The sequence below is a fragment of the Flavobacterium rarum (SeqCode) genome, assembly GCF_965234445.1.
Taxonomy (GTDB): domain Bacteria; phylum Bacteroidota; class Bacteroidia; order Flavobacteriales; family Flavobacteriaceae; genus Flavobacterium; species Flavobacterium rarum.
In genome coordinates, this window is sequence record NZ_OZ248505.1 from 61,143 (window position 1) to 74,049 (window position 12,907).

At 32.9% G+C, this 12,907-nt stretch carries 13 protein-coding genes; 3 read left to right on the plus strand and 10 right to left on the minus strand.

From position 1 onward, the window contains the following. Positions 1-9 precede the first annotated feature (9 nt). Complete coding sequence (locus tag AC8GF4_RS16370) at positions 10-897, minus strand: YitT family protein (RefSeq protein WP_506596168.1); 888 nt, start codon at positions 895-897, stop codon at positions 10-12. A gap of 492 nt (positions 898-1,389) precedes the next feature. Between AC8GF4_RS16370 and AC8GF4_RS16375 the strand changes: the two genes are divergently transcribed. From AC8GF4_RS16375 to AC8GF4_RS16385, 3 genes are all read left to right on the plus strand, one after another. Then, the gene (locus tag AC8GF4_RS16375) at positions 1,390-1,842 is read left to right on the plus strand and encodes a hypothetical protein (RefSeq protein WP_506596170.1); all 453 of its coding nucleotides are present in this window, start codon (positions 1,390-1,392) and stop codon (positions 1,840-1,842) included. 90 nt (positions 1,843-1,932) lie between these two features. After that, a complete protein-coding gene (locus AC8GF4_RS16380) occupies positions 1,933-2,469 on the plus strand; it encodes a hypothetical protein (RefSeq protein ID WP_506596172.1) in 537 nt (178 codons plus the stop codon). Continuing rightward, positions 2,466-4,304 carry an adenylate/guanylate cyclase domain-containing protein gene (locus AC8GF4_RS16385; protein WP_506596174.1) on the plus strand — a complete coding sequence of 613 codons (1,839 nt, stop codon included), beginning with the start codon at positions 2,466-2,468 and terminating at the stop codon, positions 4,302-4,304. Before AC8GF4_RS16380 ends, AC8GF4_RS16385 begins: the two co-directional genes overlap by 4 nt. A gap of 18 nt (positions 4,305-4,322) precedes the next feature. Here the strand turns inward: AC8GF4_RS16385 and AC8GF4_RS16390 are convergent, their stop codons facing one another. From AC8GF4_RS16390 to AC8GF4_RS16430, 9 genes are all read right to left on the minus strand, one after another. Continuing rightward, positions 4,323-5,519 carry a phospholipase D-like domain-containing protein gene (locus AC8GF4_RS16390; RefSeq protein ID WP_506596176.1) on the minus strand — a complete coding sequence of 399 codons (1,197 nt, stop codon included), beginning with the start codon at positions 5,517-5,519 and terminating at the stop codon, positions 4,323-4,325. Between the two features lie 16 nt (positions 5,520-5,535). Further along, positions 5,536-6,540 (minus strand): metal-dependent hydrolase, encoded by a 1,005-nt coding sequence (locus AC8GF4_RS16395; protein WP_506596178.1) that lies wholly within the window; start codon positions 6,538-6,540, stop codon positions 5,536-5,538. Positions 6,541-6,704: 164 nt separating this feature from the next. Then, positions 6,705-7,004, minus strand: coding sequence for a PAAR domain-containing contractile injection system baseplate protein (locus AC8GF4_RS16400; protein ID WP_506596180.1), 300 nt, complete (start codon positions 7,002-7,004; stop codon positions 6,705-6,707). A 5-nt stretch (positions 7,005-7,009) separates the two neighbouring features. Continuing rightward, positions 7,010-8,809, minus strand: coding sequence for a type VI secretion system tip protein VgrG (gene vgrG / locus AC8GF4_RS16405; protein ID WP_506596182.1), 1,800 nt, complete (start codon positions 8,807-8,809; stop codon positions 7,010-7,012). 40 nt (positions 8,810-8,849) lie between these two features. After that, positions 8,850-9,275, minus strand: a complete 426-nt coding sequence (locus tag AC8GF4_RS16410; RefSeq protein ID WP_506596185.1) for a phage tail protein — start codon at positions 9,273-9,275, stop codon at positions 8,850-8,852. Then, complete coding sequence (locus tag AC8GF4_RS16415; RefSeq protein ID WP_506596186.1) at positions 9,268-9,732, minus strand: phage tail protein; 465 nt, start codon at positions 9,730-9,732, stop codon at positions 9,268-9,270. The genes AC8GF4_RS16410 and AC8GF4_RS16415 overlap by 8 nt, the downstream gene beginning before the upstream one ends. A 33-nt stretch (positions 9,733-9,765) precedes the next feature. Further along, on the minus strand, positions 9,766-11,340 hold the full coding sequence (locus AC8GF4_RS16420) for a contractile injection system sheath protein (protein WP_506596188.1): 1,575 nt from the start codon (positions 11,338-11,340) through the stop codon (positions 9,766-9,768). Between the two features lie 301 nt (positions 11,341-11,641). Beyond that, positions 11,642-12,106: an Mpo1 family 2-hydroxy fatty acid dioxygenase gene (locus tag AC8GF4_RS16425; RefSeq protein ID WP_506596190.1), complete on the minus strand. Its 465-nt coding sequence runs from the start codon at positions 12,104-12,106 to the stop codon at positions 11,642-11,644. A gap of 53 nt (positions 12,107-12,159) precedes the next feature. Further along, positions 12,160-12,666 carry a GNAT family N-acetyltransferase gene (locus tag AC8GF4_RS16430; protein WP_506596192.1) on the minus strand — a complete coding sequence of 169 codons (507 nt, stop codon included), beginning with the start codon at positions 12,664-12,666 and terminating at the stop codon, positions 12,160-12,162. Between the last annotated feature and the right edge of the window lie 241 nt (positions 12,667-12,907).

The following is a 12,907-nucleotide window of genomic DNA, read 5'->3' on the forward strand; positions in this document are numbered from 1 at the left end:
TTTCAAATCTTAATGCTTAGCCTTGTTTCTTAATATTCCGCCCCTCGCTTCTTTGATGTATTGTATGTACATAAAGGCGTGTGGATCCAGTTGACTCACTTCTTCTTTTATTCTCAGTAATTCCAATCGTGTTACTACTGTTATAATGATGTCACAATCTGTTTTTATATGAAAAGTATTGGGCAAATAACCTCTTTCTCCTTTGATTACGGTTATTCCTTTGCCAAATTGCTCTACAATTAGAGATTTAATGGCTTCGCTTTTGGACGATATAATATGTAAAGAAGTATATTGTTCTATTCCGTGTGCAATGTAATCGAGCGATTTTATTGCCGAAAAATAGGTTACGATTGAGTATAATGCGGTACTAATCCCGAAGGAATAAGCTGCACTAAGAAACAAGATTGTGTTTATTCCAAAGATGACTTCGGAGACACTAAGTCCAATTTTTTTTGTAGTGAACAAAGCCAATATCTCAATTCCATCTGCTGCTGCACCACTCCGAATGACAAATCCCATTCCCATTCCGATCAAGCAACCCCCAAATAATGCTATTAATAACTTGTCGGATGTTACTGGTTGTATGTCTATAAAGGTCATACTGCCTGCAATCAACAAAAAGGTAATCAAACATTGAATAGTAAACGTTTTGCCGAGTACCGAATTGCCTATAAACAAAAAAGGAATATTCAATATCAAAACTAAAATGCCAAATGGGATGTGTGATATTTCGTGAATCAAAATAGAAGCACCAATGACACCACCGTCCAGAAATTTATTGGGTATCATAAAACCTTTTAATGCCAGTGTCATTAAAGCAACACCTACTAAATTGAGAATGATGTTTTTTAATTCAAAAATTTCTTTCCAGTCAATAGGTTCATCGCTTATTTTCATAGTTGAATTAGTTTAATGAGTAAAAATTGTGTTTGAATACTGTATTATATTATAAAACAATAAGTTATCGATGTAAATTTAAGAAAAATACTTCTTTTAATAATAACTTTTATGTTTATTTTTTTTTAGGCTATAAAACATATTATTTTCTTTAAAAATGTTAAATTTTAATTTATAAAAATGTAAATTTGGTCAAGTTTTGAATTAAACTCTTTGTATCTATTCAATAGTTACTGAATTTCTAATGTTCTAAGGTGCTGTCATTTTACTAGGTATTTTTAAATGTGAAATGATAATTATCTCAAAAATTGAAGAATAATAGGTATGATTTTTGAAAAAGATTTTGAAAACTTTTTTTATAAACTTAGAATTTTAGCAACTTAGAATTTTAATCGAATAGTTACTATTCTTTATATTCTGAATTTTTTCTTTCCCAAAGTCTTGTTTTAACCTATAAATTATTAGTAAAAATTAATTTTAATTCTAATATTTATGAGTAAAAATGTACAGATAGTTTTGACTGTTGATGCCAGCAGTCTCTATCAAATGTCAAATCCATCCCAAGAAGAAATAGATACAATGGCCACTTTATCCGACGATAATGATGGTGTTTCTGACAATGGAAAAGTACAAGATTTTTTATCAAATGTATATCTGGGTCGAAATGTAGAATGGATTGGTTCAACAACCGATACGGGATATTCTATAGCTATTGATAGAATTGTGTATGACTTTGATCTGAATGATCCCAATGACAAATGTTTCTTAGAAGATGACACTACTATTTTGGGAACAGGCGGATGTCATAGCAAAGTGGTGGCTACCATAAAAGACCAACTGGACATGGCACAAACATTGAATATTTACAAGATTGAGTTTAGTGTTCATTATAATAATAGTTCCAAAACCTATCTCATTGATCCTAAGTTGCTTTCGAATACTTAATAGAAACTGTTTTATCCCTAAAATTCTACCTTTTTTTTTAACCTATCGTTAATCAAATTTTTGAATTTTAAACTTTTTATAAAAATAAAAATGGAACGAAAAGTAAAAATGTATTTGACAGAAAAAGGTTTTTTGAAAATCAAATTGTCCAATGGAGGTAAAATTAAAATTACATTGGAAGTAACCGACACAAAAGGACTTCATGACTATTTGAAAACGATAATACCTCCCCAACAACCCGATCAGCACCTTGTTAATAGTTATTGTATTTTGTATGATAACAACAAAGGAAAAACATCCCAAAAAAGCATAGACAATTTTATATCGAAGGTATATCTACATAAAAATGTAAAATGGGTAGGCAAGTCTACAGACGAAAACTATTCTATAGCTATTGATAGAATTGTGAGCGAACCAGTAATAATTGATCCAAATGCACCCAAATTTTTTCCGAATAGTATAATAAAAGGCACTAGAGGTCCCAAAAGTTATGTAAAAGCTAGAGTTGAAGAAAATTTGCAATTAATCAACAAGGAAGATACGTATACAATGCAATGTAGTGTTTATGAAGAAGGTGAGCAAAGACAAAAATTTCGTATTGATCCAAAAATAACTGGGAATTTATGATTAGTAAACAACTATTTGATAGTATTAAAGTTAAGAGAGTAGTATTTGTACTGTTTTTTTTTCATCAATTTTATGCTATTGCTCAAGATCAAAAAATAGCTGATAGTCTTGTTGCAATTTATAAAAAAAATACACTTTCTAAAGTTGATAAAATGGAGTTGTTGCGGAATTTAGCTTTCAACGAAACCAATAATCTTGAATTATCAATGCAATATGCCGAAGAGCTCATTGCGTTGTCCAAAAAAGAAAAAAATTATTTGTACCTGTATAGAGGTTATAGTCAAAAAGGAAACAAACACAATATTTCTGGTGATTTTAACAAAGCTTTAGATTCTTATTTCAAAAGTATCGATGCCGCAATTAAAGCAAATTTTGTAACAGGAGAAGGGATGTCTTATACATGTATTGCAGATGTGTATTCAAATATAGGCAACTCTAAAAATGCTGAATTGTACTACGAAAAATCCATTCAAATATTAAGGGGAACAACTGATAGTAATTCTTTAGCTTTAGCCTTATTGAATGCAGGGGATGAATATTCTAAGAATTTAAAATTTAATTTGGCTCTTAATTATTTTAATGAAGCCGGAACTATTTTTAAGAAAGAAAAATATCAAATTGGTATTGCTTATACTCTAGGGAATAAAGGTATGGTTTATGCCAAACAAGGTAAAGATGATTTGGCTATAAAAAACATTACCGAAGCGATTACTATGCTAGAAAAACAAGAAGATTATTATGGAATTTCGGATTATCTATCTTCTATGGCTGATATTTATTTTAGTCGCAATGATTGGAATACGGCACTCAATTATTCCAAAAAAAGTTTAGATTTAGCTCAAAAACAAGGGTTGAAAGATCAAGTTCGTAGGTCCAGTTTGTTGCTTTCGGAGCTCTATCAAAAAACAGGAAATATCCCAGAATCGTATACTTATTATAAAAATTATATTGTCTATCGAGATAGTATCAACAATTTGGATGCGATAGAAAAAATGGCCGATTTAAGAACAAATTTTGAGGTTTCCAAGAAACAAACCGAAGTAGACTTAGTACAACAGCAAAAAAGAAATGAACGAATATTTACAATTGCATCTGTTTTATCATTAGTTCTTGTCTTTTGTATAACCGTTGGTTTGTTTAGAAGGTATCGATTTATAAAAAAAACCAATGTCATAATCGAAGCAGAAAGAAAACGTTCTGATGATTTGTTATTGAATATTCTTCCCGAAGAAACTGCCTTTGAATTAAAACACAACGGAAAGGTACAAGCCAAAAGATTCGAGTCGGTTTCGGTTTTGTTTACCGATTTTGAAGGGTTTACCCAATATGCCGAAAATTTGGCTCCCGAAAAATTGGTGGAAAGCATTGATTATTATTTTTCAAAATTTGATGCGATAATTGAAAAACATGATTTGGAGAAAATAAAAACTTCTGGTGATTCTTACATGTGTGCAGGTGGATTGCCTTTTGAAACCGATGACCATCCGCAAAAAATGATTCTTGCCGCAATAGATATTTTAGAATTTGTTGAGAATTCCTTTAGTGATAATCCGCTCCAACAAACCCGCTTCAAAATCAGAATAGGTGTCAATACAGGCCCAGTTGTAGCTGGAGTAGTAGGAACAAAGAAATTTGCCTATGACATTTGGGGAGACACCGTAAATATTGCCTCGAGAATGGAAACCAATTCAATTCCTGGGAAAATTAATATTTCCGAAAACACCTATCAGTTCATCAAAGATTCTTTTGACTGCGAATATAGGGGAGAGGTTGATGTAAAAAATAGAGGAATGATGAAAATGTATTTTGTAAAAGATAGAAAATTATTGCCTTAGCGGGTATTAATTTAGTTTTCAATTTTCTTCTCTGTATTTGTTCATAAATCTATTGTAGGGCATATAAGTTATGATTATCAATGTCATTCGCACAAATTGATACGAAAACCAATTTGCAACTATAGAAAAACGGTTGTTCTTTTTTTTAATAGTTTCGTAGGAGATTTTTTCACATTGAGAAATCACGTTGTTTAAATCGGATGCCAGTGTTTTGGCAAACGGTGTTGATTCTATTGCTACATTGGTTTCAATACTTCCAAAGGAACTCAAATGGTTCAAATTAAAAGAGCCAATTGTGGCCCAGTTAGCATCTACCAAAGCTACTTTTCCGTGCAAAACGGATGTATTCCATTCGTACAGCTCAATATTGTTTTGAAGAAGCGAAGTGTACAGATAACTGGTAGCTCTTTGCATGAAAGGGATATCGGATATTCCAGAAAGTATTAGTTTTATTTTTACACCTCGATTGGCTGCTTTTTTTAAAACTTTTGTAAATCTTCGACCAGGCAAAAAATAACACCCAACGATTATGATCTCTTTTTGTGCTTTTTGGATGGACTTCACATATGCCATTGCAATTTCATTGTTTCTTTTTAGCCAATCATTTTGGAGGATGCTAACAGTTGCTTTTTTGTCTAAATAGGAAACAGTCGGAAATTTTATATTTTTTGTTCTTTTATGTTTAAAATAAATGTTTTGGCATAATTGTTCTAGATGTAAAGCAGTTTTGTTATGATCTATCTGAATGGCGTAATCAAGCCAAGGTTTTTCTGTATTCGTGCCTTTATAATTGTTTGAAATATTGATTCCGCCTATAAGCGCAACAGTTCCATCGACTGTAATTATTTTATGATGCAATCTTCGGCCGATATAAAAATTATTACCAGAAAAAAAAGGTGAAAAGAATCGGATGTTAATACCTAAATGGATAAGTTCTTTAATGATTGCATTTGGGAACGAATAGGAGCCATAGCCATCAAGTAAAATATAAATCTTCACATTCCTTAGAGCGGCTTCTTTTAATGCATTTATAATTTCAATCCCAGTGTCGTCAAATTCAAAAATATACATTTGAAGGTGAATCTCGGATTGTGCATTTAAAATCATGTTTTTTGCACACAAAAAATAATCTTCTCCGCTGTGAACAAGAGTTATCTTTTCTGGGTATTTATCAATGTCTTGATACATTGGAGATTGTTTTTTTTGCTCTATCATTAGTATAAAATTAAAATTACTTCCCTTTAATTCTATTGACTAATGAGGAAATCCATTCATATTTTGATTCTTTAAATTTGATTCGATTCAAAGCTCTTTTATTTTTAGCACTTTTATTGAGGTTGAACTTAAAAGCGTAAGGCTCCTCTTTGGTAATATCCCAACCACTAACTTGACCAAAACGGATGTCATTAAAATAGACAACAGAATCTTCTTTTGAAATGAAATAGTTTCCTTTTGAAAGCTGCTTTAGGGTTTTTACTAATTCTTCCTTTTCAAACAGAATTAGTAGTGAGTCATTTCGTTCCTGTCTGTGGAAATCTATTTTTTTATTTTTATCAAAAATGGAGTAATAACCAATCCACGCCCCTTTTTTATCTCGCGAATAAGCCATCCACAAGAAAGTATTGAGTGGAGTAGGAGTTACGGTAAAATCATCCGAAATTAATTTTTGTTTTTTAAACGATTGTTCCATAACTTGTAACACATAGTTGTGGGTAAAGATGGCGAAAATTAAATAACAGCAGCTAATAATTAAGCCAATTGAATTCCATTTTGCTGTTCTTTCCGAATCTCTTTTTCTAATAAAAGGGACTATTACACCAATAAGTAATGGTATTGTATAAAATGGGTCAGCTACAAAAATAGTGTTGAAAGATAACCTATAATTATCAAAAGGTTCAAACAATCCGAGTCCATAACAAGTGAGGGAATCCAAGAATAGGTGAGAAAGTATTGCTGTAAAGCACAATCCTGTCAACTGTTTCCAGTTGTTTTTGTGCCACTTATAAAAAAAGAAACCCATTAAAAATGAAAAGAGTACAAAAAAAAACAAAGAATGGGTAATGCCACGGTGAAACAACAACTGCTTTGAATCACTTAGAAAAAGCACCCCTAATACATCAATATCAGGAATATTGCTCATCAAAGCACCATAAAACATAGCTTTTTGGCCCATTTTTTTTCCTAGAATTACTTCACCAATTGCAGCTCCCAAAAGTGTATGTGTTACCGTATCCATCTGTTATTGGTAGTTTTTCTAAAGTGTTTTTCAGCTGTATTTTTTCATTATAAATTTACAGTTTTTATACTATGATAGGATTGTTTTTCTATTAAGAATGAAACTTAGATTTATTATTCCAAATAACAAAGTTACTTTTATGATGCAATTGTGTATTCAATTTTCTATCCACCAATCATTACGGTTAGTGCTCCAAGAATAATTGTCCCGCCGTGTGCTGTTTGATCACCCATTCTTGCTGCTGGCATTCCGCCAATTAGTACTGTAGACGATCCTTTTACAATCGAATCGGGTGGGCCAACACAAACCAGCATGTCACCAACTCTTGCGGCAGGCAATCCTGCTATTAATACGGTTGGTTCGCCCGGACCAACTATTGGACCGCCAACATGTGGAATAGGAGGTAAGCCTGGTGTTACCATTGGACATTCGTGAAAATCTGTAAGTCTTGCTGCTGCTGGCATATCGTCTAGTTTATCATTACCATTGCGCCTTTCAGCGTTAATTCTATTCCTCCGGATACTTGTGCAGTTTGTCCGCCTTTAGCGACGTATTGCATTGCTGCAAATTCTTTTATATTCAACCCTTTTGTTTGAATATCACCGCCATTGGACTCAATTTCAATTCCTTGAGTTCCTTTGATGGTTACTTTTTCTTGGGCAAAAATATTTATGCTTTTTGGACTCGACATATCAATGCCGCTACTGGACATTACAACGCTGTTTTGGTTTTCATCTTTTATTGTAACTTGTTTGTCTTTATCGCTAATGATGATTGTGTTCTTATTGGGTGTGGCTACTGTCCAGATTTTATTTTCATCATCAAATTCAATTGAAATTCCAGATTTTGAAACGATGGCTTTCATTGAGTTTCTTTCGTTGGGTTCCAATCCACTAAAAGGTTTAATTTTCGAATAACTGTACAAGCTTCCCAAAATTACAGGAAAACGGGGGTCTTCGTTTAAAAAACCTAGTATGACTTCGTCACCTACTTCGGGCAAAAAAAAGGCCCCCGCACCACTAGTAGAATAAAAATTGGAAAGTCTTGCCCAAATACCCGAGCCGTTTGTATCAAATAAAGGGACATCTACGAGTATTCTATATTGAGAATCGGGGTCACCAAATAGTTGTTTGACTGTTCCGTTCAAAAGGCCTCGAGCTCCAGGCAAAAGTCCAGATGCTGGTGGCGCCATTACATCGGGTTCTTCTGTAAACCAATTTGGAGAAAGACCAAGACTCACTACGGATATCCAGTTTCCTTGAGATAGTTCATGAACAACACCGGAGATGAGGTAATCCCCATTAAAACGGTCTCCAAGCCCAGCAAAAGTCATGTATTTTCCTGGGTCAATTAAACTCGTACCTTGAAATTGGGCTTCGCCTATTATTTTAGAACACTCACTTTTTACAATTTGTGCTTTAGACCAATTGTTTAAATCGGCAGTTTCTAATGGTGCCGATGTTTGCAATTGAAAGGCAGAAAGACCAACTACTTCGGATAGCTTTTTTGTGGTTAAGTTGCCGGCTCCTGAATCATTTGGAGTAGCTTGACCATTTAGTAGTGTTTGATTTTTGAAATCCCATGAATTAGAAGTTACATTTCCAAGTTGAGTGATGGAATTTAATTTGGCATTAAATTCCATTAAATTGTCTCCATAAGTAACTGTAAGAACTGATGATGTATTGCTGTCAGGACTATTTACAGAAATTTTTCCATTCAATGCTTTGACGATTAATCCATTTGCTTCGGCCAGAGCCAAAATATAATCCCAGTCGGTTGTGTAATATTGAACCTGTTCGGGCCAAATTGTATTTGTAGTAGTTACATCAGCAGACAAATCGGAATACCCTCCAATAATAGACAAAATAATATCACTGTCTTTTTTATTGTTGTAGGTAATGCTTTTTCGACCCACAATCATTTTAACTGCTGGATCTCGGCATTCAACTTCTAGAGCTGAACCAATTATATTATCGATACGAAGGGATTGACTTGTAATTATTCCTTTAAAAATCAACTCATTTTTTGAATCATATCCTGCTTCAATACTAATTATGGCTCCAGGTAGAAATATAGAAGATGAACTAGCGTCAAACGTCCCCGTATTTGCTTCGCCATCCAGAACTACTATTTTGGCATTTGGGATTCGGTTTACTTTTTTTTCAATATGAACAGAAAACACTGACAGTGTATCCGGTATTGCATTCCCATTAATTTTTATAGAAAAGGAGGCAGTTCCACCACTAGATATTTCGCTTGTTGTACTCATTGGTTTAGGTAAAAAGATTAATAGTTGTAATTGGAGAAATTTAAAAATAGGAATAGGCCAGTTCTAATGATTCGATAATAATGGCACTTTCCTGTGTTTTCAAGTCAGAAATAGTAAATCTTACAGGATAAGCGTTATGAAAAGTCCATAGCATAATTGTTTGGTCGTTTGCATCGACTAAACTTAATGTTACATTGTAGGGTTGAATTGGATTCGATAGTCCTTGATCAATACAGCTAGCACACCAATTTATTAATAAGGAATCAACAGGTGCAATGGCTCTCTTGAGCACTAAGTTTTGGCTACTAGAAACATTTGGCAAACGGTACTTAAACCGATTTACTCCTCCGCTAGCAACTTCTTCAATACTTAATTCTTTTGAAATACCCGAAACTTCTTGGAAAGCAATATCTTGACCTTTAAAAGTAAGTTTAAAATAAAATCCTATCGGAAAATAATTATCCATTTGTAATAATTAATTGTTCGTAAGCAATTTCTATGGTATCAACAGCTACCTCATTTCCATCTGATTTTAGATCGGTACTGGTGATTTTTGTGGGCCATGCGTTGTTTAATGTCCATTGCATAGTTACATTTCCATTTTCGTCCAATAATTTAATAACAACGGTTATTCTTTTGATTGTATTCATCACTACTTGCTGATACCAATCCCAAAAAGTATTGTCATTCACAAAGATGCCTCGCTTCATAGTAACATTCCCGTATTTGGTAATGCCAGGCATTTTTACTGTAGAAAACAAAGGGCTATTCGTACTTCTATATTCTATTATTTGAGTTTCTACATCCATTCCAGACACTTCCTGGAAGGCTACTTTTGTAAGTTCTGTACCTAAGTCTACTTCAAATCTAAATTTTGGCATAGGCCATGATGGATCTTCAATGTTGTTTTTGTTAGTATTCATAAAAGGTTTTTATAAATTTAAAAAGATTGATTATCAAACAGTTTCCATTTGTTGTTGTAAAGTAATAACAATAAACTCAGCTGGGTGCGCAACTGCAACTTTTATACTGATAGTCATATAACCATTCAAAATATCGTCTGCAGTCATTGTTACTCCCAAACCGCAATCAACAGAAAAGGCGTCTGATGCACTAGCTCCTTGCAAACCACCTTGTTTCCAGACCTCTGTCAAAAAGGTTGCTATCATTGATTTTACAGCTTCCCAAGTATTCTTGTCGTTGGGTTGAAATACATAAGATTGAGCGGCTAGTTTGCAAGATTGTTCTATAAAAATCATTGTTCTTCGTACAGGAATATATCTCCAGTCTTGACTATTTCCATCCAAAGTTCTTGCTCCCCAAATTAGAATGCCAAGTTCGTTGAAAAGTCGTATTGCATTAATTGATTTTCCCGAAACAGCATCTGCGTTTAAATTGGCTTGTTGACTTTCGGAAATTTTAATGGGCAATGAAATGGCGCCAACAATTGATTTGTTTGCTGGAGCTTCCCAAGGACCTACTTGATTATCGACCATAGTAATTACACCAGCTATTGCACCACTTGAAGGAAGGATGCTTGCAATTCGAAGCACTTCTTTTGTGATGTACGTATACTCTAAACTAGCATTCAAAAGCGCATTATTGTTCTGAGTTGAATTTAATGTACTTTCTGGATTTTGAATATTTGCAATTATTGATGCTACACTAACGTTGGGCGTACTTGCAGGATTGATTATGGGGGCCAATTGTTTTAGATCACCACCGAATAAGTTGGTATAATCGATATCCTCATTATCCATGATGTCAGTTCCAATAAAAGGATAATATGCCATTCCGTAGTTCAGACCAAGTGATCCCGTATTATTTCTAAAATTTGAAATATCTTCAGTATATAAAATAGGGTCAGGGTCATTACTTCCAATAATATCAAAAATGCACATAGCGGTTTGTATTGTTGCACATTGTTGGAGCATTTCTTGCATAAGTGTTGCATTGTTGTCTACACTTAATAAAGTAGCTTCTGGACAAATGTATAATGTAGGCTCTGGTTCATTTTGTAATAAAGCAATACCAGCTAATAAGTCATTTAGTTGCACATTTGGATTTACTATTTGGGTGTCAATTTCCTTCGGCTTCTTAGACGAAGGTCCGTAAGTACCAACTGATACAATATACGCTTCACCACCGCCATTTTCATAAAAAAGCTTTACGCTATTGTACATATAATAAATTGTATTGGGGTCTGGGACTATAGAATAATAAGTTTCATCAATCAACATGAAATCTCCCTTTTCTGGTTCGTTTTTTTGTTCAATTAAGTAATATTCTGGGCAGTATTGTTTAGTAGGATTTGCAAGAAGCGGAGAATCGGGTATGCAAAATATGTCTTGAAAATCAAGGAATGAGGTGATTTTTACGGGCACATTTGTATATGATTTTCCTTCGTATACTGCTTGCGGTGTATAACCAATAAATGCTGGTACAGCCGTTGCAACTGCTACAACTGAATTTGGGAAAGCATTTAATTCTTGAATATAAACGCCTGGCTTTGGTTTATTTGTTAAGTCCATTGATTTGGTTTTGATTAAAGCTATACTATAAAAGAAATAAATAATTCCGTAATTCCTTGCGAAAGGCGTAAAATTGATTTTTTATTTTAAAAACACAACTAGTAAAAGTAATAAATTATTTACTGTTAATAGGGTTTCTTAAAGTTTTTATGTTTTTAATAAGTTGAAATTATATGAGTTACATCATAATTTTGTTTTGATACTCTTAAAAAATTTTAAATTTAAATTGTAAAAAAAAGTCCTAAAACAAGGAGTTGTTAAAGGACTTTTAAAAGTTTTTTTTATGAAATTTGTAAATCAATTATTTTTTAGAAAATAAATTTTGGACCACCCAAGCTGGACCAATCATCAAAAATTGAAGGTCTTTCAAGAATGATGGTTTTTTACCTTCTATGTTATGACCATAAAATTGACCAATCCAAGCGATAACGAAAACTCCGATTGAGAAAGCCCAAAGTGGCACAAACTGTCCTATATAATAATTTAGAATCAAACAAATAAATGAGAAAATGATAATCTTAATTGCCATTTCAACAGACAATCTGATGTAAAATATAGAAACAAATAGTAAAGCTACAAATCCCCAGTTTTCAATAATAGGTTGGTTTAAATGAAAAATTGAATTCAAAAATCCACTCGGAATACTCATCAATAAACCCAATACTGAAAAGAAAATGGCAGGAACACAAATATAGTGAATAGCTTTGTTTTTTGGGTTTTGGTGGCTTACAGCATATTCTTCAAACCATTGATCTAATGTTTTCATAATTATTTTTTTTTTACTAATTTATAAAATAATAATCAATAGATATAAAAGAACTAAAGTGTTTTTTCTAAAACTATAAATTCCAATGGTTCTTTGGAAATAATTGCATCAGTATCATTAAGCGGAAATGGCTCTCTTGCTCCCGTGTCCTCATAGCCATGACGTTTGTACCATTCAATTAATTCTTTCCTGATAGAGATCACGGTCATTACAATTTTAGGCAAACCTAAAGTCAAAGCATGAACTTCGGCTTCTTTTAGTAATATTTTTCCAATACCGCTATTTTGTAATTCTGGTGAAACGGTTAGCATTCCCAAATACAGTTTGGATTCTTTATTTACCAGTAAAACAGATCCAATGATTTGATTGTTTTTTGTGTATTTTAAAATGGTATTGCTTTTGTTTTGAATAACTTCTGATAATTCATCTAAAGTAATTCTTTTTCCAGATAAAAGGTTTGCTTCTGTGGTCCAACCTTGTTTTGAAGTTTCTCCACGGTAGGCAGAATTGATTAATTTTTCTAAAGAAAATACATCTTCTAGTGTTGCAATTGTAATCATAAAATTAATTGTAATCTTGTATTTGTATTAAAAGGGAATGATTTTCAAAGGTAAAAAAAACTACAACAAAATTAGCTTTGGTTGTAGTTCTTGTTTGTGCAAACTAATGAATTTAAAAAATCGCAGATTCGCAGATTTCTCTTTAAAAAAAATATGATTTTTGAAAACCCAATTAGCCTAATTCTTATGAAAGGGTTTAATTTATTATGACTGTCCGCAAAGTGAACTAAATATATTTTTC